Here is a 21,048-nt window from a genome sequence, read left to right as displayed (position 1 = left end):
ATGGCCGACAGCGCGAGCAAGACCTCCGGGCGCACCCCGCTCATGGCGGGCAACTGGAAGATGAACCTGGACCACCTCCAGGCCGCGCACCTGGTGCAGAAGCTGGACTGGACGCTGCGCGACGGACGCCACGACTTCTCGGCCGTCGAGGTGGCCGTGCTCCCGCCGTTCACCGACCTGCGCACCGTGCAGACGCTGATCGACGGCGACAAGCTGCAGCTGAAGCTGGGCGCCCAGGACCTGTCGCAGCACGACTCCGGCGCCTACACCGGGGAGATCTCCGGCGGGTTCCTGGCCCGCCTGGGCTGCACGTACGTCGTCGTCGGCCACAGCGAGCGGCGTGAGCTCTACGGCGAGACCGACGAGGTCGTGCGCGACAAGGTGCAGGCGGCCTACCGGCACGACCTGACGCCGATCCTGTGCGTGGGGGAGCCGCTGGAGGTCCGGCAGAGTGGCGAGCAGGTGCCGCACGTGCTCGGCCAGCTCGACGCCGCGATCGAGGGGCTGACCCCCGAGCAGGCCGGGTCGATCGTCATCGCCTACGAGCCGGTCTGGGCGATCGGCACCGGCGAGGTCGCGACGCCCGAGGACGCGCAGGAGGTCTGCGCGGCGATCCGGGCGCGGCTCGCGGAGCGCTACGACCAGCAGCTGGCCGACGGCGTGCGCGTGCTGTACGGCGGCAGCGTCAAGGCCGCGAACGTCGCCGCGATCATGGCCCAGACCGACGTCGACGGCGCGCTCGTCGGCGGCGCCTCGATCGACCCGAACGAGTTCGCGTCGATCTGCCGCTACCGCAGTCACCACGGCGCCGACGCCTGAGCGCGGCGGCCACGGGATCGGGGCCCGTGGCGTGTAGCCTGTAGCGGTTGCCGTCCGGAAGGGTGGTGACCCCGGAACCTGTCCGTTCAGCACTCGTGAGGTGGCGCCCCCCGTGGACGCAGTTCGTATCGCCCTGCAGACCCTGTTGGTCATCAGCGGCCTGTTCCTGGTCCTGCTCATCCTCATGCACAAGGGCAAGGGCGGGGGCCTGTCCGACATGTTCGGCGGCGGGGTGTCCAGCAACCTGGGCGGCTCGTCGATGGCCGAGCGCAACCTCAACCGCATCACCGTCGTCGTCGGCCTGCTGTGGGCCGCGACGATCGTGGGGCTCGGTCTGCTGGACCGACTGGCCCTGTCCTGAGCCCGCACGCCGGACCCGCACGTCCGGCACCGTGACTGATCGAAGGAGCGAAACCCAGCATGGCCGGAGGGAACGCCATCCGAGGTAGCCGTGTCGGCGCCGGGCCGATGGGCGAGGCGGAGCGCGGCGAGGCCGCACCCCGAGTCGTCGTGTCGTACTGGTGCTCCAACGGGCACGAGACCCGCCCCAGCTTCGCCGAGGAGCCGGGTCTGGCCCTGCCGGAGCAGTGGGACTGCCCGCGCTGCGGCTTCCCCGCGGGCCAGGACAAGGAGAACCCGCCGGCGCCGCCGCGCGTCGAGCCCTACAAGACCCACCTGGCCTACGTGAAGGAGCGGCGCAGCGACGAGGAGGGCGCCGTCATCCTCGACGAGGCGCTCTCCTCCCTGCGCGAGCGCGGCCTGATCAAGTAGCCCGCGCCTCGAGCACAGCCGCTCGACGCAGATCGAGCACGCCCCGGGCACGAACCGCGTTCTGCGGCTTCGTGCCCGGGGCGTTCTCGTGCGCCGGTCAGTCCTGCGGGAGGCCGGACGCCGCAGGCTCGTCGAGCCACCAGGTCGTGGCGAGCCGGCCGCGCACGCCCGCGGCGGGCACGTCCCACCGATCGGCGCCCGGCCGCAGCGCGGCGGCGACCGCCTCGGCCTTGTCGTCGCCGGCCACCAGGAACCACACCTGACGCGCGCGGTTCAGCGCCTCGAACGTCAGCGACACCCGCTCGGGCGGCGGCTTGGGGGAGTCGGTGACCGGGATCGCGACCGCGTCGCCGACGCGCTGCGCCGGGTGCTGCGGGAACAGCGACGCGACGTGCCCGTCCGGCCCGACGCCGAGCAGCACGACGTCGAACTCGCCCGACCCGTCGGCCCGCATCTCGTGGCCGTACGCCGTCGCGGACTCCTCGAGCGACGCCGACGCATCGGGCCCCGCGACCCGGTGCACCCGCTCGGGCCGGAGCCCGAGGCGGTCGAGTCCGGCCTCGTCGTTCTGCACGTCGTTGCGGTCGGGGTCGCCGGCCGGCAGGTAGCGCTCGTCGCCCCACCACACCGTGACCGTCGACCAGTCGACCTGGTCGTGCGGCCCGTCGAGCACCGCCTGGACGATCGCCGAGCCCATCGAGCCACCGGTCAGGGCGACCTGCGGCTCGCGGCCCTCGGCCTGGGCGGCGGCCAGCGCCTCGACCAGGGCCGCCGCAGCCGCCCCGGCCGCGGCCTGCTTGTCGGGGTGGCGGCGCACCTGCGGCTCGGCGCTCACGACGAGGCCTTCTTCGCGGTCTTCTGCGTGGCCGACTTCTTCGCCGTCGACCGCTTGCTGGCCGACTTCTTGGCCGCCGATCGCTTCGCCGCGGCCTTCTTGCCGGTCGACTGCTTCGCGGCCGCCTTGGCACCGGACTTCTTGGCCGTCGTGCGCGGGGCACGCAGCCGGTCCTCGCTGCGCTCGGCCTTCTTGGCGTCGAGCTTGCGGGCGGCGGCCTCCTTGACCTGCTCCTCGGAGGCGGCGTCGTCGGGCTTGGCCTCGACCATCGCGCTGCCGGTGAGCTGGGCCCCGGCCCGGCGGGCGCTCTCGCCCGCGCGCCGCGCCTCCTCGACGTCGGGCGCCTCGTCGGTGCGCACCGCGTCGGAGCCGCTCAGCGTGGTGGTCGACACCAGCTTCAGGCCCTTGATCAGCGCCTCCTCGTAGGAGTCGTCGCGGTCGAGCCGGCGCAGCTCCTCGGCCATCGCCTGCGACGTGGTCGGCTGCAGCAGGCTGACCCGGCGCACCGGCTGCCCGGGCTGGCTCATCGTCGCCAGCGTGGGGGAGGTGCGCACCACGTCGATCGGGCCCGACTCCCGCTCCATCCGCACGCTCACGATGTCGGAGCCGGCCGCCGTGCGGGCCCGCTTCACCGGGCAGCGCAGCCGCACTGCGAGCCAGCCGGCGAGCAGGTCGCTGCTCACCGAGTCGCTGGCGCCGCTGACCGTGACGTCGGTGACCGACTCGTACGGCGCCTGGTCGAGCGCCGCCGCGAGCAGGGCCCGCCACCGGGTGATCCGCGCCCACGACAGGTCGGTGTCACCGGGGACGTACGCCTTGGCCATCCGGGTCAGGGCCGCGCGCGGGTTGCGAGCGGTCTGGACGTCGGTGATCCGGCGCTGCGACAGCTCGCCGAGCGGCGACTCGCCGACGTCCTTGGGGGCCGCACCGGGCCACCACACGACGATGGGGGAGTCGGCGAGCACCAGCGGGGTGACCACGGCCCGGCCGTGGTCGGTGAGCTTGCCGTGCATGCGCAGCACGACGATCTCGCTCGCCCCCGCGTCGCCGCCGAGCCGGATCTGCGCGTCGAGCCGGTTCACCCCGCGCCGGGTGCCGTGCACCAGCACGATGATCCGGCTGGGCGACTGGCGCGTCGACTCGGTCGCGGCCTCGATGGCCTCGTCGGCCCCGGTCTCCTCGACGTCGACGACCAGGGTCATCACCCGACCGAGGGCCACGGCCCCCATGTCGTGGCGCAGCGTGACGAGCCGCTTGGCGACCTCGCGCGTGCTGGTGTTGGGCAGGTCGACGATCACGGCATCCTCCAGACGCGGCCGTCGCGGCGCATCATCTCGTCAGCACTCTTCGGACCCCAGGTGCCCGCGGGATAGGCCTGCGGCCGCCCGGTGCGCGCCCAGAACCGCTCGACCGGGTCGAGGATCTTCCAGGACAGCTCGACCTCCTCGTGCCGCGGGAACAGCGGCGGGTCGCCGAGCAGCACGTCGAGGATGAGCCGCTCGTACGCCTCCGGGCTGGTCTCGGTGAAGGAGGAGCCGTAGCCGAAGTCCATCGTGACGTCGCGCACCTCCATGGCGCCCGCGCCGGGCACCTTCGAGCCGAAGCGCATGGTGATGCCCTCGTCGGGCTGCACCCGGATGACGATGGCGTTCTGGCCGAGCTCCTCGGTGGCGGTGTCGGTGAACGGCATCTGCGGCGCCCGCTTGAAGATCACCGCGATCTCGGTGACCCGCTTGCCGAGCCGCTTGCCGGTGCGCAGGTAGAACGGCACCCCCGCCCAGCGACGCGTCGCCACCTCGAGCTTCAGCGCGGCGTAGGTCTCGGTGCGCGAGGTGGGGCTGATGCCCTCCTCCTGCAGGTAGCCGATGACCGGTTCGCTGCCCTGCCAGCCGGCGGCGTACTGCCCGCGGGCGGTGGCCTTGCCGAAGTCGCGGGGCGTGCGCACGGCCGCGAGCACCTTCTCCTTCTCCATCCGCAGGTCGGTGGCGTCGAAGGAGTTGGGCTGCTCCATGGCGGTGAGCGCGAGCAGCTGCAGCAGGTGGTTCTGGATCACGTCACGCGCGGCGCCGATGCCGTCGTAGTAGCCGGCGCGCCCCGCGATGCCGATGTCCTCGGCCATCGTGATCTGCACGTGGTCGACGTAGTGGGAGTTCCACACCGGCTCGAACATCTGGTTGGCGAAGCGCAGCGCCAGGATGTTCTGGACCGTCTCCTTGCCGAGGTAGTGGTCGATCCGGAACACCGAGTCGGCCGGGAAGACCTTCTCGACGATGGCGTTCAGCTCGCGGGCGCTCTTCAGGTCGTGCCCGAACGGCTTCTCGATGACCACCCGCCGCCAGCTGCCGCGCGAGGGCGTCGACAGCCCGCTGCGCTCCAGCTGCTCGCTCACGACCGAGAAGAACCCGGGCGGGATCGACAGGTAGAACGCGATGTTGCCGCCGGTGCCGCGCGTCTCGCCGAGCTCGTTGACGGTCTCGGCGAGCAGGTCGAACGCGGCCGGGTCGTCGAACGTGCCGGGCACGAACCGGAAGCCTTCGGCCAGGTTGCGCCACACGTCCTCGCGGAACGGCGTGCGGGCGTGCTCGCGCACGGCCTCGTAGACGATCTTGCCGAAGTCCTGGTCGGCCCAGTCGCGGCGGGCGAAGCCGACGAGCGAGAAGCCCGGCGGCAGCAGCCCGCGGTTGGACAGGTCGTAGATCGCCGGCATGAGCTTCTTCTTCGCCAGGTCACCGGTGACCCCGAAGAGCACCATGGCGCACGGCCCCGCGATGCGGGGGAGGCGCTTGTCCTCGACGTCCCGGAGCGGGTTGATCCCCTTGGCGACGCGTGCCGGGCTCACCGCGCCCCCGCGCCGTTCCCGCTGACCTCGGAGATCGCGCGGGTCAGCTGCGCGAGCCCGGCGTCGTGCGCGGTGAGGTGGAGGCGCAGCACCGGGCGACCGTGGTCGGCGAGCACCTTGGCGTCGCCGCCCGCCTGGGCGGAGACGAACTCGCCGAAGGTGAAGTCGCGGCCTGGCACCGCAAGGTCCTCCCGTGGCTCGGTGGTGATCTGCAGGTAGACCCCCTCCGGGCGGCCACCCTTGTGGTACTGCCCGGTGGAGTGCAGGAAGCGCGGTCCCCAGCCGAACGTCACCGGGCGGCCGAGCGACGTGGCCAGCGGCACCCGGGTGTCGGCGAGGGCGCTGTCGGCGATCCGGTCCAGGTAGGCCATGACCGCGAGGTAACCGGTCGGGCCGAGCTGGTCGATGAGCCGGCGCAGCGCGTCGGACACCGTGCTCGCGTCGCCCAGCCAGTCGCCGCCCGCGGCGCGCACCTGGATGTCGCCGTCGACGAACGCCGGCTCGTCGGCCGCGCCGGACCCGCCGCCCAGCAGGTCGCGAGCGGCCTGCTTGGCGCTCTCGACGTCGGGCTGGTCGAACGGGTTGATGCCGAGCAGGCGGCCGGCGACCGCGGTCGCGACCTCCCACAGCAGCAGCTGGGCGCCGAGCGCGCCGGAGACCCCGACGGTCGACTCGCCGCCGGTGCCGTCGCTCGAGGCGGACGTGGCGTTGTCTTCGGACTCGTCGTCGTCCGAGGGCATCAGCAGCACCCAGGTCTCGTCGTCGGTCTGCGGGCCGTCGGCCGCCGAACCCACGACGACGGGCAGCAGACCCGTGCCGTCCTTGCCGGTGCTCTCGGCGATGAGCTGCTCGGCCCAGTCGCCGAAGCCGGTGATCTGGGTGCCGGCGTCGATCAGCACGATCTTGTCGCGCAGCGGCTCGGTGCCGCCCAGCGCCGCCCCGAGCCGGAGCCCGGGGTTGCTGGTGTCGTCGTCGGCGAGCAGGTCGGTGATCGCCTCGGCCTCGTCGAGCAGCCGCTCGATGTCGGCGCCCGCGAGCCCGCTCGGGACCAGACCGAACGCGGTGAGCGCGGAGTAGCGCCCGCCCACGTCGGGGTCGGCGTTGATCACCCGGTACCCCGCCTCGCGCGCCTCGCCGTCGAGCGGGCTGCCAGGGTCGGTGACGACGACGATCCGCTCGGCCGGGTCGATCCCGGCGTCGCGGAAGGCCTGCTCGTACGCCCGTCGCTGGCTGTCGGTCTCGACCGTCGAGCCCGACTTGGACGAGACGACCACCACGGTCGAGTCGAGCCGGTCGCGCAGCGCCGCGCGCACCATGTCGGGCTGGGAGGAGTCGAGCACGGTGAGCGGCACCCCGGCGGTCGCGCAGATGACCTCGGGCGCGAGCGACGAACCGCCCATGCCGCACAGCACCACGTGGTCGACGCCCTTGCCGCGCAGGTCCTCGCGCAGCGCCGAGATCTCACCGACCAGCGGGCGCGACGAGCGGGCCAGGCCCACCCAGGACAGCCGCTTGGCGGCCTCCTCCTGGGCGGCCTCGCCCCACAGCGTCGGGTCCTGGTCGAACAGCTTGCCGGCGAAGCCGGCCTCGACCAGGCCGGGCAGGTGCCGGTCGATCGCGTCCGCGGCCGCCCCCGAGGCGGTGACCGTGATGCCGATCGTGTCGGGCTCGGTCACCGCGCCGCCTCCTGCTTCTCCGGCGCACCGCCGGCCTTGGTCAGCTCGCTCTCGACGGAGCCGAGCAGCTCGCCCCAGGAGTCCTCGAACTTCTGCAGCCCCTCGACCTCGAGCAGGTCGACCACGTCGCGGTAGCTGACGCCGACCCGCTCCAGCTCGTTGAGCACCTCGCGGGCCTCGTCGTAGTGGTCGGTGACCTGGTCGCCCTTGACCTCGCCGTGGTCGGCCAGCGCCTGCAGCGTCTTCGGCGGCATGGTGTTGACCGTGTCGTCGACGGCCAGGTCGACGACGTACATCGTGTCGGAGTAGTCCGGGTTCTTGACCCCGGTCGAGGCCCACAGCGGACGCTGCACAGCAGCGCCGTCGTCGGCGAGCGTCTGCCAGCGCGAGGTCGCGAAGACCTCCTGGAAGGCCTGGTACGCCAGGCGCGCGTTCGCCACGCCGGCCTTGCCCTTGAGGGCCTTGGCCTCGTCGGTGCCGATCTCGTCTAGCCGCTTGTCGATCTCGGTGTCGACGCGGGAGACGAAGAACGACGCCACCGACCGGATGGTCGACAGGTCGATGCCCTTCTCGCGGGCCTGCTCCAGACCGGTGAGGAAGGCGTTCATCACGCCGCGGTAGCGGTCGAGGCTGAAGATCAGCGTGACGTTGACGCTGATGCCCTCGGACAGCGCCGCGGTGATGGCGGGCAGCCCCTCCTCGGTCGCGGGGATCTTGATCATCACGTTCGGCCGGTCGACCTGCTGCCACAGGCGGCGGGCCATCTCGATCGTGCCGTCGGTGTCCTTGGCCATCCGCGGGTCGACCTCGATCGACACCCGGCCGTCCTGGCCGTCGGTCGCGTCGTAGACCGGACGCATGACGTCGCACGCGTTGCGCACGTCGTCGGTGGTGAGCTCGAAGACGGCCAGCTCGACATCGGCGCCGTTCGCGGCCAGGTCGGCGACCTGCTCGTTGTAGGCCGTCCCGTCGGACAGCGCGGTGGCGAAGATCGTCGGGTTGGTCGTCACGCCGACGACGTCCTGCTCGTCGATGAGCCGCTGCAGGTCACCGCTGGTGATCATCGGCCGGTTCAGGTCGTCGAGCCAGATGGAGACCCCGACGTCGGAGAGCGCCTTGATGCGGGGGTTGGTCGTGGCCATGTTCAGTTCCCTCCTGCTGCTGCGATGGACTCCTCGGCGGCCGACACGACCGCCTCGGGGGTGAAGCCGAACTCCTGGAACAGGGTGGCCGCATCGGCGCTGGCGCCGAAGTGGTCGATCGCGACGCTGCGGCCGGCGTCACCGATGATGTCGCTCCAGCCGAAGTCGGTCGCCGCCTCGACGCTGACCCGAGCGCGCACGGCCTTCGGCAGCACGGACTCCTGGTAGTCGTCGGGCTGCATGACGAACCACTCACGGCACGGCATGGACACCACACGAGCGTCAACGCCCTTGGCCTTCAACAACTTCCGCGCCTCGACGGCGAGCTGCACCTCGGACCCGGTGGCGACCAGGATCACGTCGGGGGTCTCGCCCTCGGCGTCGGCGAGGACGTAGGCGCCCTTCGCGACGCCGTCGGCCGAGGCGTACTCGTCGCGGTCCAGCGTCGGCACCGCCTGGCGGGTCAGCGCGAGCGCCGCCGGGTGGTCGACCGACTGCAGGATCGTCTTCCAGGCGACCGCCGTCTCGTTGGCGTCGGCCGGACGTACGACGTCCAGGCCCGGGATCGCGCGCAGCGCGGCCAGGTGCTCGATCGGCTGGTGGGTGGGGCCGTCCTCGCCCAGGCCGATCGAGTCGTGGGTCCAGACGTAGGTGACCGGCAGCTCCTGCAGCGCGGCGAGGCGCACGGCCGGGCGCATGTAGTCGGAGAACACCAGGAAGGTGCCGCCGTAGACCTTGGTGAGGCCCTCCAGCGCGATGCCGTTCATCGCCATGCCCATGGCGTTCTCGCGGATGCCGAAGTGCAGCGTGCGGCCGTACGGCCCGCCCTGCCACATGTCGGTCTGCTTGTCCTTGGGGACGAAGCTGGGCTCGCCCTCCATGGTGGTGTTGTTCGACTCGGCGAGGTCCGCGGAGCCGCCCCACAGCTCGGGCATGACCGGGGCGAGGGCGGTGAGCACCTTGCCGGACGCCGCGCGGGTGGCGATGCCCTTCTCGTCGGCCGGGAAGGTCGGGAAGGCCTCGGCGAAGCCCTCGGGCAGCTCGCGGGCGAGCAGCCGGTCGAGCAGCTTGGCGCCCTCGGGGTTGGCCTGGCGCCACGCGTCGTACTTGCGCTGCCACTCGGCGTGCACCTTCTTGCCGCGCTCGCCGCGGGTGGAGCGGGTGTGGTCGATGACCTCCTGGCTTACCTCGAAGGTCTTGTCGGTGTCGAAACCGAGGATCTTCTTGGTCGCGGCGACCTCCTCGTCGCCGAGGGCCGAGCCGTGCGCCTTCCCGGTGTCCATCTTGTTGGGGGCGGGCCAGGCGATGATCGTGCGCAGCACGATCAGGCTCGGCTTGTCGAGGACCTTGTTGCCCTCCTCGATCGCCTGCAGCAGCGCGTCGACGTCCTCGACGTAGCCGCCGCCGTTCTCGTCGGCGGAGGCGCGCCAGTCGACGATCCGCACGTCCCAGCCGTAGGCCTCGTACCGCTTGGCGACGTCCTCGCTGAACGACACGTCGGTGTCGTCCTCGATCGAGATGTAGTTCTCGTCGTAGATCAGCGTGAGGTTGCCGAGCTCCTGGTGGCCGGCGAGCGAGCTGGCCTCGGAGGAGACGCCCTCCATGATGTCGCCGTCGGAGGCGATGACGTAGACGTGGTGGTCGAACGGGCTCTCGCCGGGCGCGGCGTCGGGGTCGAGCATGCCGCGCTGGCGACGCTGCGCCATGGCCATGCCGACCGCGGAGGCCAGGCCCGAGCCGAGCGGCCCGGTGGTGATGTCGATGCCCGCGGTGTGGTGGACCTCGGGGTGACCCGGTGTCTTGGACTTGAACGTGCGCAGCGCCTGCAGGTCGGACAGCTCCATGTCCATGCCGGACAGGTAGAGCTGGATGTACTGCGTCAGGCTGCTGTGCCCCGCCGAGAGCACGAACCGGTCGCGACCGAACCACTCCAGGTCGTTCGGGTCGTACTCCATCACGTTGTGGTAGAGCAGGTACGCCAACGGCGCCAGGCTCATCGCGGTGCCCGGGTGGCCGTTGCCGGCCTTCTGCACGGCGTCGGCGGCGAGGACGCGGACGGTGTCGACCGCGCGGACGTCCAGGTCGGTCCAACCGGTGCGAGACACGATGGGGTCGGCGAGGCTGCTGTCGCGGCGGCCGGCGGAAGACTGGTCGTTGGTCACGAGTGCTGGCTCCTTCAAGGGTCGGCCATTGATTCGGTCCCGAGCCTAGTCGCGTGGGTCCACGCCGCACGAGGCCCGGGACCGGGGGCGGCTGAATGGCGTTCGCCCCCGGCTAGACTGGGACAACCACCCGACCACCGGACGGTGTTCCCGGGGGTGTCCCACCACACACGAGCCGTGACGAAGGATGCCGTGACCGCCACCGAGCCGCGCCCGATCCCTGCCGCGGGGACGTCGCACGCGTCGCCGGGAGCCCCGCAGCGCAGTGCGCGCCAGGTGGTTGCCGACTACGTCTCGCTCACCAAGCCCCGCATCATCGAGCTGCTGCTCGTCACCACCTTCCCGGTGATGTTCCTCGCCGAGCGCGGGGTGCCGAGCCTGTGGCTGATCCTCGCCACGCTCATCGGCGGCAGCCTGTCGGCCGGGTCGGCCAACACGCTCAACTGCTACCTCGACCGCGACATCGACCGGCTCATGCACCGCACCGAGGGGCGACCGCTGGTCACCGGCGCGATCACCCCCCGGGCCGCGCTGACCTTCGGGCTGGTGCTCGGCGTCGCGTCGGTGCTGTGGCTCGGGCTGCTGGTCAACTGGCTCTCGGCGATGCTCTCGCTCGGTGCCATCGCGCTGTACGTCGGCTTCTACACGATGCTGCTCAAGCGCCGCACGTCCCAGAACATCGTCTGGGGCGGGGTCGCCGGCTGCATGCCGGTGCTGATCGGCTGGTCCGCGGTCACGAACTCGCTCAGCTGGGCGGCGGTCGTGCTGTTCCTCGTGGTCTTCTTCTGGACCCCGCCGCACTACTGGCCGCTGTCGATGCGCTTCCGCGACGACTACGCCGCCGCCGGCGTCCCGATGCTGCCCGTCGTCGCCGAGCGGCAGCAGGTCGCCCGCCAGGTCGTGCTGTACGCCTGGGCCACCGTGCTCACCTCGCTCGCCCTGATCCCGGTCGGCGGGATGGGCTGGGTCTACACCGTCGTCGCGGTCGTGAGCGGCGGCGTCTTCCTGCTCGAGTCGCACCGGCTGCAGCGCGCCGCCGGGCACCCCGAGGGCGCGGGCATGCGCCCCATGCGCCTGTTCCACTTCTCGATCAGCTACCTGACGCTGGTCTTCCTCGGGGTCGCGATCGACCCGCTGTGGCACCTGCCGCTCGGCTGACCCAGCCCCGCGCGGCTCCGGCACGGTCCAAACTCACGGCCACACTTCGTACGTCAACGCACGATCTGAGCGGGGGAGGCCCGGGATTCCGCGGGCGGGCTCGGCATTTCGTGCGTCAACGCACGATCTGAGCGGGCGAGGCCCAGGATTCCGCGGGCGGGCTCGGCATCCCGTACGTCAACGCACGATCTGCGGCGAGCGCCGCCCGGGTGCGGGGCCGGCCGGGTCAGGCCGTGACGAGGTCCCGGCTGCGCAGCGTGAGGACCGCCCAGGTGACCGCGACGACCAGCAGCGACGCGGCGAGCATGTGCACCAGCACGAGCAGCCACGGGATGCCGGTGAAGTACTGCAGGTAGCCGAGCCCGCCCTGGAACAGGGTGAGGCCGAGGACCACCAGCCAGGCCCGGCGTACTCGCTCGCTGGCCCCGGTGGCATGCGTCGCCACGAGCACCGCGACGACCAGGCCGACGAACAGCATCACCGCGTCGGCGTGCAGCCAGGACACGCTGCGCGGGTCGAACCCGAAGCGTGGGGTGTCGGCGTCGCCGGAGTGCGGGCCGCTGCCGGTGACCACCGTGCCGAGCGCGAGCACGACCGCCAGCACCGCGCTCACGGCGTAGGCGACGGAGCGGATCGCGGGGTGCACGTCGCTGGTCGGCGGCTCGTCACCCTCCTGCGTCACCCGGTAGAGCAGGTAGGTCGACAACCAGATCAGCACCATCGAGGCCAGGAAGTGCAGCGCGACGGTGGTCGGGCTGAGCCCGGTGAGCACGGTGATGCCGCCGACGACGGCCTGCAGCCCCACCCCGATCAGCGGCAGGAAGGCCAAGCGCTTCAACGCTGCTCGCTCGGGCGCCAGCTTCCAGATCGCGACGATCACCAGCAGCGCCGCGATCGACACGACGCCGGTGAGGGTGCGGTTGCCGAACTCGATGAACTTGCGGAAGCCCTCCTCCTGCCCGGCCACCGGGACGAAGGAGTCCGCGGTGCAGCGCGGCCAGGTCGGGCAGCCCAGGCCCGAGCCGGTGAGGCGCACCAGGCCGCCGGTGACCACGATGCCGACCTCGGCGACGAGGTTGACGATCAGCAGTCGGCGCAGCCACGGGTTGGCGGGGGAGTCGGGCACCCGACGAGGGTAGGTCGCGACCTCGGGCGACCCGGCGACCGGGTCGGTCGTTCGCGCAGCGGCCGGGTCAGTCGCTCCAGCGGAACAGCCGCGCCACGAGCGCCGTGCCGAGGACGCTCCAGGCCGCGAGCACCAGGGTGGCCGCGACCGGCAGGCCGCCGTGCATCAGGGCCGAGCGGAGTCCGTCGCCGAGCGCGCCGGAGGGCAGCCACGGGGTGACCTGCTCCAGCGGGGCGGGCAGCAGCCGGCTCGGCAGCAGCAGGCCGCCGCCGACGAGCAGCAGCACCCACACCAGGTTCGCGAGCGCGAGCACCCCCTCGGCGCGCACCGCGCCGGCGAGGGTCAGCGCGAGGCAGACGAAGGCGTACGCCCCGAGCGCGACCAGCAGCAGCGCGCCGGGCAGCCCGGACCAGGCCGGGCGCCAGCCGAGCGCGAGGCCGAGGGCGCCGAGCACCGCCAGCTGCACGAGCAGCACGGCGCCGACCGCGGCCGCCTTGCCGGCGAGCAGCCCGCGCGGCCCCAGCGGGGTGACGCCGAGCAGGCGGAGCAGGCCGTAGCGCCGGTCGAACGCGGTGGCGATGGCCTGCCCGGTGAACGCGGTCGAGACGACCGCCAGCGCGAGCACGCCGGGGGTCGCCACGTCGACGCGCGGCTCGGGCCCGAGGTCGGGGAAGGAGGCGCGCACCAGCCCGACCAGCGCCAGCGCCGGCAGCACCAGCGACACGAGCAGCTGCTCGCCGTTGGACAGCAGCGTGCGGGTCTCGAACACCGCCTGGGCGCGGATGCGCTGCAGCGGTGCCGCAGGGGCGGCCGCGACGTGGCTCATCGCACGTCCTCGGTGAGGGTGAAGTACGTCTGCTCCAGCCCGGCGGACCCGCCCACCTCGTCGACGGTGCCCTCGGCGACCACCCGGCCGCGGGCCACGACGACGACCTTGTCGGCCAGCCGCTCGGCCTCGCCGAAGGAGTGGGTGGAGACCACGAGCGTGGCGCCGAGGTCGCGCACCTCGTCCAGCAGCCGCCACACGTCGCGCCGGGCGTGCGGGTCGAGCCCGGCGGTGGGCTCGTCGAGGAAGACGACCTCCGGGCGCCCGACGAGGGCTGCCGCGAGGGCGACCCGCTGGCGCTGACCACCGGACAACCGGCGTACGGCCGTGCCGGCGAAGGCGTCGATGCCCAGCCGGGCGACGAGGTCGTCGACGTCGGCGGGCCGGCGGTGCATGGCGGCCAGGTGGGTGAGCAGCCGGCGCGGCTTGGTACCGCCGGGCAGGCCGCCGTCCTGCAGCATCACGCCGACGCGGGCGCGGTGCTCGGCGTCGGCGCGCCACGGGTCGCGGCCGAGCACCCGCACGGAGCCGGCGTCGGGGCAGCGCAGCCCCTCGGCCATCTCGATCATCGTGGTCTTGCCGGCGCCGTTGGGGCCGAGGACCGCAGTGATGCGGCCGGCCTCGGCCGTCCAGGACATGTCGTCCAGCGCGACGACGTCGCCGTAGCGATGGCGCAGGCCTGCCACGACGACGGTCTCGGTCACGACCGAGGATTCTAGGCCGCGCCGCGACCTTCCCAGCGGGTGGCCTCCGGCCGCGGTCTCGGGTCTCGGGTCTCGGGCTCGGGGCGGCGGGCACCGGCACGACCTCGCTCGCGGCTGCGGCACGCTCGCGGGTAAGGATCACCTGACTATGCGAGCCCCGGACAATTAGGTCACACTGATGTTGTGATTTTTGCGCTGGACGCCACCGCGCCCTCGGCACCGCCGGTGCCGGGCGGGCGTGCTGGCTCGCGCGAGGACCTGGCCGCGGCGCCCGACAGCACCCGCGAGCGAGTGAAGCAGACCATCTCCGAGCACGGCCCGGTCACCGCCGGCGAGCTCGCGCAGCGCCTGGGGCTCACGCCCGCCGCGGTGCGCCGCCACCTGGAGAGCCTGGCTGAGGCGGGGCTGGTCGAGGAGCACGAGAAGGCCGGCGCCCAGGTGCGCCGCCGGGGCCGGCCCGCACGGTCGTACGTCCTGTCCGAGGCCGGGCACGCCGACCTGCGCGGCGACTACCGCGACCTCGCCGCCGAGGTGCTGCACTTCCTCGCCGAGCAGGGGGGAGAGGCTGCCGTCGCCGCGTTCGCGCAGCGCCGCGCGGCCGATCTCGCGACCCGGCTCGGTCGCCACGTGCAGGACCACGACCGCCCGCTCGCCGAGCGCACCGAGGCGCTGGCCGCCGGGCTGCGCCGCGAGGGCTACGCCGCCTCGGCCCGCCCCGTCGGCGACGACACCCCGCTCGCCGGCGTGCAGCTGTGCCAGGGACACTGCCCGGTGCGCGACGTCGCCGCCGAGTTCCCCCAGATCTGTGACGCCGAGGCGGAAATGTTCTCCGCGCTGCTCGGCGTTCACGTGCAGAGACTTGCCACGCAGGCGCAGGGCGACCACGTCTGCACCACCTTCGTTCCGCTGACCCCCCAAGCCCGCGACGACGCACCCACTGACCGCGCCGTTCGAGCGAACTCCCCCGCGACAGAAAGGGACGCCAGATGAGCACCATCGAAGAGCTCAACCCCGGTCTGAAGGACCTCGGCCGTTACGAGTACGGCTGGGCCGACACCGACGTCGCCGGAGCCTCCGCCCGCCGCGGTCTCTCCGACGAGGTCGCCGCCGACATCTCCCGGCTGAAGAACGAGCCGGAGTGGATGCTGAAGAACCGGCTCAAGGCGCTGCGCCTGTTCGACAAGAAGCCGATGCCCACGTGGGGCAGCGACCTGTCCGGCATCGACTTCGACAACATCAAGTACTTCGTCCGCTCCACCGAGAAGCAGGCGACCACCTGGGACGAGCTGCCCGAGGACATCAAGAACACCTACGACAAGCTCGGCATCCCCGAGGCCGAGAAGCAGCGGCTGATCGCCGGCGTCGCGGCGCAGTACGAGTCGGAGGTCGTCTACCACCAGATCCGCGAGGACCTGGAGGAGAAGGGCGTCGTCTTCGTCGACACCGACACCGGCCTGCGCGAGCACGAGGAGCTCTTCAAGGAGTACTTCGGCTCGGTCATCCCGAGCGGTGACAACAAGTTCGCCGCGCTCAACACGGCCGTGTGGTCGGGCGGGTCGTTCATCTACGTCCCCAAGGGCGTGCACGTGGACATCCCGCTGCAGGCGTACTTCCGCATCAACACCGAGAACATGGGCCAGTTCGAGCGGACGCTGATCATCGCCGACGAGGGCTCGTACGTGCACTACGTCGAGGGCTGCACGGCGCCGATCTACCAGAGCGACTCGCTGCACTCGGCGGTCGTCGAGATCGTCGTGAAGAAGAACGCCCGGGTGCGTTACACGACCATCCAGAACTGGTCGAACAACGTCTACAACCTCGTCACCAAGCGCGCCACCTGCGAGGAGGGCGCGACGATGGAGTGGATCGACGGCAACATCGGCTCCAAGGTGACGATGAAGTACCCCGCCGTCTTCCTGCTCGGCGAGCACGCCAAGGGCGAGACCCTGTCGGTCGCGTTCGCGGGCGAGGGCCAGCACCAGGACGCCGGCGCCAAGATGGTGCACGCCGCCCCCCACACCTCCTCGACGATCGTGTCGAAGTCGGTCGCGCGCGGCGGCGGCCGCGCGTCCTACCGCGGGCTCGTGCAGGTGCTGGAGGGCGCCGAGCACAGCAAGTCGTCCGTGGTCTGCGACGCGCTGCTGGTCGACCAGATCAGCCGGTCCGACACCTACCCCTACGTCGACGTCCGCGAGGACGACGTGCAGATGGGGCACGAGGCGACCGTCTCCAAGGTGAGTGAGGACCAGCTGTTCTACCTGCGCAGCCGCGGGCTCTCCGAGGAGGAGGCCATGGCGATGATCGTGCGCGGCTTCGTCGAGCCGATCGCGCGCGAGCTGCCGATGGAGTACGCCCTGGAGCTCAACCGGCTCATCGAGCTGCAGATGGAGGGCGCGGTCGGCTGATTCCCGTGCCGCCCCGCGTCCCCACCACTGCCCGGAAGGAAAACCTGTAGATGTCCCTGCTCACCCCGGAGAGCAAGTCCCACGTCGACCCGGCCGCCCTCGCGTCCGGCTCGGTGCCCGAACAGTCCCGCGCCGAGCGCGCGACCTCCTTCGAGGTCGCCGACTTCCCCGTGCCCAACGGGCGCGAGGAGGAGTGGCGCTTCACCCCCGTCGACCGGCTCGGCGGGCTGTTCGCCGACGAGCCCGCCGACGACCGCGAGGGCGACCCGGCGGTGTCGGTCGACGTGTCGGCGATCGAGCAGCTGGTGCAGACGCCGCTGGCTCCCGGGCAGGCGCCGCGCGGCACCGTGCTGACCCCGGCCGACCGGGCGGCCGTGGTGGCCTCGGCCAACACGCCGGAGGCGCTGCACGTGCAGATCCCGGCCAACCACGTCGCCGCGGAGCCGCTGCGCATCAACGTGCACGGCAACGGCGTCGGCCGGCGCAGCAACTCCCACGTCGTGCTCGAGGCGGGCGTCAACAGCCAGGCGCTGGTGATCATCGACCACACCGGCAGCGCCGACCTCACGGGCAACCTCGAGGTCGTCACCGGTGACGGCGCCCAGCTGACCGTGGTGTCGCTGCAGCGCTGGGAGGACGACGCCAACCACCTCGGCCAGCACGACGCGCTGGTCGGGCGCGACGCGACGTATAAGCACATCGCGGTGAGCCTCGGCGGCGGGATCGTGCGGCTGAACAGCAACGTCCGCTACGCCGGTGCCGGCGGCGACGCGACCCTGCTCGGCGTCTACTTCGCCGACGCGGGCCAGCACCTGGAGCACCGCTCGTTCGTCGACCACAACGCCCCGCGCGGGACCTCGCTGGTCACCTACAAGGGCGCGCTGCAGGGCGACACGGCGCACACGGTGTGGGTCGGCGACGTGCTGATCCGCGCCGAGGCCGAGGGCATCGAGACCTACGAGCTCAACCGCAACCTGCTGCTCACCGACGGGGCGCGCGCCGACTCGGTCCCCAACCTGGAGATCGAGACCGGCGAGATCGCCGGGGCGGGGCACGCCTCCTCGACCGGCCGTTTCGACGACGAGCAGCTGTTCTACCTGATGGCCCGCGGCATCCCCGAGCAGGAGGCGCGCCGCCTGGTCGTGCGCGGCTTCTTCGCCGACATCATCGGCAAGATCGGCGTGCCCGAGGTCGTCGAGACCCTGATGGAGGCCATCGAGCACGAGCTGGCCCAGGCGGGGGAGTGATGAGCGACCCCACCACCGACCAGTTCGTCCGGGTGTGCCGGGTCGACGAGCTGCCCGACGACGAGGCGGCGGTCGCCGAGATCGACGGCCACCGGGTCGCGATCGTGCGCACCGACGACGGCGTCGTGCACGCGGTCGACGACACCTGCAGCCACCAGAACGTCTCGCTCGCGGAGGGCGAGGTCGACGGCTGCACCATCGAGTGCTGGCTGCACGGCTCGCGCTTCGACCTGCGCACCGGTGAGCCCACCGGTCTCCCGGCCACCCAGCCCATCGCCGTCTATCCCGTGCGCGTCGAGGACGACGAGGTCTTCGTCTCCCTGACGCCCCAGAACCCCATCAGCTGACAAAGGACGAGAACACAGATGACCACGTTGGAGATTCGCGACCTGCACGTCTCGGTCGAGACCGAGCAGGGCGCCAAGGAGATCCTCAAGGGCGTCGACCTGACGGTCCGCTCGGGCGAGACCCACGCGATCATGGGGCCGAACGGCTCGGGCAAGTCCACGCTGGCGTACTCCATCGCCGGGCACCCGAAGTACGTCGTCACCTCCGGCAGCGTCACGCTCGACGGCGAGGACGTGCTCGAGATGGACATCGACGAGCGCGCCCGCGCCGGCCTGTTCCTCGCGATGCAGTACCCCGTCGAGGTGCCGGGCGTCACGGTGAGCAACTTCCTGCGCACCGCCAAGACCGCGATCGACGGCGAGTCGCCGAAGCTGCGCACCTGGGTCAAGGACGTCAAGACCTCCATGGAGAACCTGCGCATGGACCCGGCGTTCGCCGAGCGCAACGTCAACGAGGGCTTCTCCGGCGGTGAGAAGAAGCGCCACGAGATCCTCCAGATGGAGCTGCTCAAGCCGAAGATCGCCGTGCTCGACGAGACCGACTCCGGCCTCGACGTCGACGCCCTGCGCGTCGTCTCCGAGGGCGTCAACCGGGTGCGCGAGGCCAGCGACATGGGCGTCCTGCTCATCACGCACTACACGCGCATCCTCAACTACATCAAGCCCGACTTCGTGCACGTCTTCGTCGACGGCAAGATCGCCGAGGAGGGCGGCCCCGAGCTGGCCGACCGTCTCGAGGCCGAGGGCTACGACCGCTTCCTGAAGGTGAAGGCCTGATCCCGATGACCGAGCGGCACGACACGGCCTCGACGGGGCTGGCCCCCGCCGAGGTCGAGGCCGTGCGGGCCGACGTCCCCACGCTGGCCCGCACGGTCCGCGACGGGCGACCCCTGGTCTATCTCGACTCCGGCGCCACGTCGCTCAAGCCGACGCCGGTGCTCGACGCGGAGCGGGAGTTCTACGAGCAGCACAACTCGGCGGTCCACCGCGGCGCGCACCAGCTCGCCGAGGAGGCCACCGACGCCTTCGAGCAGGCGCGTGAGCGCATCGCCCGGTTCGTCGGGGCGCAGCCGGGCGAGATCGTGTTCACCAAGAACGCCACCGAGGCGCTCAACCTGGTCGCCTACGCCTTCAGCAACGCGGCGGCTCCCGGCGCCATGGACGGCGTGGATCCTGCTGTGGCGCAACGGTTCTCGCTCGGCCCGGGTGACGAGATCGTGGTCACCGAGATGGAGCACCACGCCAACCTGGTGCCGTGGCAGGAGCTGGCGCGGCGCACCGGCGCGACCTTCCGGTGGATCGGTGTGACCGACGACGGCCGGCTCGACCTGAGCGACCTCGAGGAGGTCGTGACCGAGCGCACCAAGGTGCTGGCCTTCAGCCACGTCTCCAACGTCGTGGCCACGGTCAACCCGGTCGAGCCGCTCGTCGCGCGGGCCCGTGAGGTCGGCGCGCTGGTGGTGCTCGACGCCTGCCAGTCGGTGCCGCACCTGCCGGTCGACGTGACCGAGCTGGGCGTCGACTTCGCCGCGTTCAGCGGGCACAAGATGCTGGGCCCGCTCGGCATCGGCGTGCTGTGGGGCCGCCCCGAGCTGCTCGCCGCGATGCCGCCGTTCATCACCGGCGGGTCGATGATCCGCACGGTGCGGATGGAGGGCACGACCTACGACGCGCCCCCGCAGCGCTTCGAGGCCGGCACCCCCGTCGTCGCCCAGGCGGTCGGGCTCGCCGCCGCCTGCGACTACCTCTCCGAGCTCGGCATGGACCGGGTGGCCGCGCACGACCAGGTGCTGATGGCGTACCTGCTCGACGGGCTCGCGCAGCGCCCGTGGGTGCGCGTGCTCGGGCCGGCCGACGCCGAGTCCCGTGCCGGCGCAGTCGCTTTCGAGGTCGACGGCGTGCACCCGCACGACGTCGGGCAGGTGCTCGACGACGCCGGCGTGGCCGTGCGCACCGGGCACCACTGCGCCTGGCCGCTGCACCGCCGGCTCGGCGTCAACGCCAGCACGCGCGCCAGCTTCGGGCCGTACACCACCACCGACGACCTCGACGCGTTCCTCACCGCGCTCGACCGCGTCCCGGAGGTCTTCAAGCTGGGGGAGAGCGCCTGATGGACCTCTATCAGGAGCTCATCCTCGAGCACTCCAAGCGGCCGCAGCACGCCGGGCTGCGTGAGCCGTTCGAGGGCGAGGCCTACCACGTCAACACCACCTGCGGCGACGAGGTGACCTTGCGCGTGCACCGCGACGGCGACACCGTGGTGGACGTGTCGTACGACGCGCTCGGCTGCTCCATCTCCGTCGCCTCGGCCTCGATCCTGGCCGAGGAGAGCATCGGGCACAGCCTCGAGGAGGTCCGCGAGACCTATGCCGCGATGCGCGGCATGCTCACCAGCAAGGGAGCCGACCCCGGCGACGAGGAGACCATCGGCGACGGCGTCGCCCTCGCCGGCGTCGCCAAGTACCCCGCCCGCGTGAAGTGCGCCCTGCTGCCCTGGGCAGCGCTCACCGACGCACTCGCACGCACCGGCGCAGACATCAGCCCCGAACCGACCAGCGGGAGGACCGCATGAGCGACACCCAGACCCCGGCCAACGTCGCCGACGTCGAGGAGGCCATGCGCGACGTGGTCGACCCCGAGCTCGGCATCAACGTCGTCGACCTCGGACTCGTCTACGGCATCACCGTCGACCCCGAGGGCCATGCCGTGCTCGACATGACCCTGACCTCGGCGGCTTGTCCGCTCACCGACGTCATCGAGGACCAGACCACCGCCGCGCTCGACGGGCTGGTGTCCTCCTCCCGGATCAACTGGGTGTGGATGCCGCCGTGGGGCCCGGACAAGATCACCGACGACGGCCGCGAGCAGCTGCGCGCCTTGGGTTTCAATATCTAGTTCCTTTGGATTCGGCTCCTCCGCCGAGAGCCCGTCGCAGGCTCCGGTCTCCTCGGCATCGTCGCCGAATCGGCGGCGTCCGGGCCTGACCAGGTT

At 71.9% G+C, this 21,048-nt stretch carries 21 protein-coding genes; 12 read left to right on the top strand and 9 right to left on the bottom strand.

The window, feature by feature from the left end; translation table 11 throughout:
• The 3 genes from tpiA (at window position 1) to FB554_RS07025 (ending at window position 1,590) form a co-directional block, all read left to right on the top strand.
• Window positions 1-819, top strand: coding sequence for a triose-phosphate isomerase (gene tpiA, locus FB554_RS07035; RefSeq protein ID WP_142005314.1), 819 nt, complete (start codon window positions 1-3; stop codon window positions 817-819).
• A 112-nt stretch (window positions 820-931) separates the two neighbouring features.
• Entirely contained in the window at window positions 932-1,180 is a 249-nt protein-coding gene (secG, locus tag FB554_RS07030; RefSeq protein WP_142005313.1) for a preprotein translocase subunit SecG, read from the top strand.
• Window positions 1,181-1,239: 59 nt separating this feature from the next.
• Window positions 1,240-1,590 (top strand): RNA polymerase-binding protein RbpA, encoded by a 351-nt coding sequence (locus FB554_RS07025; protein WP_142005312.1) that lies wholly within the window; start codon window positions 1,240-1,242, stop codon window positions 1,588-1,590.
• Between the two features lie 97 nt (window positions 1,591-1,687).
• Here the strand turns inward: FB554_RS07025 and pgl are convergent, their stop codons facing one another.
• Genes pgl through tkt form a run of 6 tightly spaced genes read right to left on the bottom strand, consistent with a single transcriptional unit; the run spans window position 1,688 to window position 10,244 of the window.
• Window positions 1,688-2,425 (bottom strand): 6-phosphogluconolactonase, encoded by a 738-nt coding sequence (gene pgl, locus FB554_RS07020; protein WP_142005311.1) that lies wholly within the window; start codon window positions 2,423-2,425, stop codon window positions 1,688-1,690.
• Window positions 2,422-3,723: a glucose-6-phosphate dehydrogenase assembly protein OpcA gene (locus tag FB554_RS07015; protein WP_142005310.1), complete on the bottom strand. Its 1,302-nt coding sequence runs from the start codon at window positions 3,721-3,723 to the stop codon at window positions 2,422-2,424. The genes pgl and FB554_RS07015 overlap by 4 nt, the downstream gene beginning before the upstream one ends.
• A complete protein-coding gene (gene zwf, locus FB554_RS07010) occupies window positions 3,720-5,264 on the bottom strand; it encodes a glucose-6-phosphate dehydrogenase (RefSeq protein WP_142005309.1) in 1,545 nt (514 codons plus the stop codon). Before zwf ends, FB554_RS07015 begins: the two co-directional genes overlap by 4 nt.
• Complete coding sequence (locus FB554_RS07005; RefSeq protein WP_236022321.1) at window positions 5,261-6,940, bottom strand: glucose-6-phosphate isomerase; 1,680 nt, start codon at window positions 6,938-6,940, stop codon at window positions 5,261-5,263. The genes zwf and FB554_RS07005 overlap by 4 nt, the downstream gene beginning before the upstream one ends.
• On the bottom strand, window positions 6,937-8,082 hold the full coding sequence (gene tal, locus FB554_RS07000; protein ID WP_142005308.1) for a transaldolase: 1,146 nt from the start codon (window positions 8,080-8,082) through the stop codon (window positions 6,937-6,939). Before tal ends, FB554_RS07005 begins: the two co-directional genes overlap by 4 nt.
• Before the next feature lie 2 nt (window positions 8,083-8,084).
• The gene (tkt, locus tag FB554_RS06995) at window positions 8,085-10,244 is read right to left on the bottom strand and encodes a transketolase (protein WP_142005307.1); all 2,160 of its coding nucleotides are present in this window, start codon (window positions 10,242-10,244) and stop codon (window positions 8,085-8,087) included.
• A 192-nt stretch (window positions 10,245-10,436) separates the two neighbouring features.
• On the opposite strand from tkt, the gene FB554_RS06990 reads away from it, so the two are divergent.
• Window positions 10,437-11,402 (top strand): heme o synthase, encoded by a 966-nt coding sequence (locus FB554_RS06990; RefSeq protein WP_142005306.1) that lies wholly within the window; start codon window positions 10,437-10,439, stop codon window positions 11,400-11,402.
• Between the two features lie 226 nt (window positions 11,403-11,628).
• Here FB554_RS06990 and FB554_RS06985 read toward each other — a convergent pair whose 3' ends face one another.
• The 3 genes from FB554_RS06985 to FB554_RS06975 form a co-directional block, all read right to left on the bottom strand.
• Window positions 11,629-12,528, bottom strand: coding sequence for a COX15/CtaA family protein (locus FB554_RS06985; RefSeq protein ID WP_142005305.1), 900 nt, complete (start codon window positions 12,526-12,528; stop codon window positions 11,629-11,631).
• 67 nt (window positions 12,529-12,595) lie between these two features.
• On the bottom strand, window positions 12,596-13,354 hold the full coding sequence (locus tag FB554_RS06980) for an ABC transporter permease (protein ID WP_142005304.1): 759 nt from the start codon (window positions 13,352-13,354) through the stop codon (window positions 12,596-12,598).
• Window positions 13,351-14,058, bottom strand: coding sequence for an ABC transporter ATP-binding protein (locus FB554_RS06975; protein WP_236022320.1), 708 nt, complete (start codon window positions 14,056-14,058; stop codon window positions 13,351-13,353). The genes FB554_RS06980 and FB554_RS06975 overlap by 4 nt, the downstream gene beginning before the upstream one ends.
• A 183-nt stretch (window positions 14,059-14,241) precedes the next feature.
• On the opposite strand from FB554_RS06975, the gene FB554_RS06970 reads away from it, so the two are divergent.
• Genes FB554_RS06970 through FB554_RS06935 form a run of 8 tightly spaced genes read left to right on the top strand, consistent with a single transcriptional unit; the run spans window position 14,242 to window position 20,952 of the window.
• The gene (locus FB554_RS06970) at window positions 14,242-15,048 is read left to right on the top strand and encodes a helix-turn-helix transcriptional regulator (RefSeq protein WP_236022319.1); all 807 of its coding nucleotides are present in this window, start codon (window positions 14,242-14,244) and stop codon (window positions 15,046-15,048) included.
• A complete protein-coding gene (gene sufB, locus FB554_RS06965) occupies window positions 15,045-16,463 on the top strand; it encodes a Fe-S cluster assembly protein SufB (protein WP_142005303.1) in 1,419 nt (472 codons plus the stop codon). Before FB554_RS06970 ends, sufB begins: the two co-directional genes overlap by 4 nt.
• A 50-nt stretch (window positions 16,464-16,513) precedes the next feature.
• Window positions 16,514-17,710 carry a Fe-S cluster assembly protein SufD gene (gene sufD, locus FB554_RS06960; RefSeq protein WP_142005302.1) on the top strand — a complete coding sequence of 399 codons (1,197 nt, stop codon included), beginning with the start codon at window positions 16,514-16,516 and terminating at the stop codon, window positions 17,708-17,710.
• Window positions 17,710-18,057, top strand: a complete 348-nt coding sequence (locus tag FB554_RS06955) for a non-heme iron oxygenase ferredoxin subunit (protein ID WP_142005301.1) — start codon at window positions 17,710-17,712, stop codon at window positions 18,055-18,057. Before sufD ends, FB554_RS06955 begins: the two co-directional genes overlap by 1 nt.
• Before the next feature lie 18 nt (window positions 18,058-18,075).
• Entirely contained in the window at window positions 18,076-18,834 is a 759-nt protein-coding gene (gene sufC / locus FB554_RS06950) for a Fe-S cluster assembly ATPase SufC (RefSeq protein ID WP_142005300.1), read from the top strand.
• A gap of 5 nt (window positions 18,835-18,839) precedes the next feature.
• Window positions 18,840-20,168, top strand: a complete 1,329-nt coding sequence (locus tag FB554_RS06945) for an aminotransferase class V-fold PLP-dependent enzyme (RefSeq protein ID WP_142005299.1) — start codon at window positions 18,840-18,842, stop codon at window positions 20,166-20,168.
• Window positions 20,168-20,629, top strand: a complete 462-nt coding sequence (gene sufU / locus FB554_RS06940; RefSeq protein ID WP_142005298.1) for a Fe-S cluster assembly sulfur transfer protein SufU — start codon at window positions 20,168-20,170, stop codon at window positions 20,627-20,629. The genes FB554_RS06945 and sufU overlap by 1 nt, the downstream gene beginning before the upstream one ends.
• Window positions 20,626-20,952, top strand: a complete 327-nt coding sequence (locus FB554_RS06935) for a metal-sulfur cluster assembly factor (protein WP_142005297.1) — start codon at window positions 20,626-20,628, stop codon at window positions 20,950-20,952. The genes sufU and FB554_RS06935 overlap by 4 nt, the downstream gene beginning before the upstream one ends.
• Window positions 20,953-21,048: the final 96 nt, after the last annotated feature.

The sequence above is a fragment of the Barrientosiimonas humi genome (assembly GCF_006716095.1).
Classification (GTDB): domain Bacteria; phylum Actinomycetota; class Actinomycetes; order Actinomycetales; family Dermatophilaceae; genus Barrientosiimonas; species Barrientosiimonas humi.
The sequence above is the reverse complement of the archived record's forward strand: the minus strand, read 5'-3'. Positions and strand labels throughout refer to the sequence as shown.

Excerpts from the sequence above, each read along its gene's own strand:
- tpiA (WP_142005314.1), top strand. The coding sequence starts at position 1 with ATGGCCGACAGCGCGAGCAAGACCTCCGGGCGCACCCCGCTCATGGCG.
- FB554_RS07025 (WP_142005312.1), top strand. The coding sequence starts at position 1,240 with ATGGCCGGAGGGAACGCCATCCGAGGTAGCCGTGTCGGCGCCGGGCCG.
- tal (WP_142005308.1), bottom strand. The coding sequence starts at position 8,082 with ATGGCCACGACCAACCCCCGCATCAAGGCGCTCTCCGACGTCGGGGTC.
- FB554_RS06980 (WP_142005304.1), bottom strand. The coding sequence starts at position 13,354 with ATGAGCCACGTCGCGGCCGCCCCTGCGGCACCGCTGCAGCGCATCCGC.
- sufB (WP_142005303.1), top strand. The coding sequence starts at position 15,045 with ATGAGCACCATCGAAGAGCTCAACCCCGGTCTGAAGGACCTCGGCCGT.
- sufD (WP_142005302.1), top strand. The coding sequence starts at position 16,514 with ATGTCCCTGCTCACCCCGGAGAGCAAGTCCCACGTCGACCCGGCCGCC.
- FB554_RS06955 (WP_142005301.1), top strand. The coding sequence starts at position 17,710 with ATGAGCGACCCCACCACCGACCAGTTCGTCCGGGTGTGCCGGGTCGAC.
- sufC (WP_142005300.1), top strand. The coding sequence starts at position 18,076 with ATGACCACGTTGGAGATTCGCGACCTGCACGTCTCGGTCGAGACCGAG.
- FB554_RS06945 (WP_142005299.1), top strand. The coding sequence starts at position 18,840 with ATGACCGAGCGGCACGACACGGCCTCGACGGGGCTGGCCCCCGCCGAG.
- sufU (WP_142005298.1), top strand. The coding sequence starts at position 20,168 with ATGGACCTCTATCAGGAGCTCATCCTCGAGCACTCCAAGCGGCCGCAG.
- FB554_RS06935 (WP_142005297.1), top strand. The coding sequence starts at position 20,626 with ATGAGCGACACCCAGACCCCGGCCAACGTCGCCGACGTCGAGGAGGCC.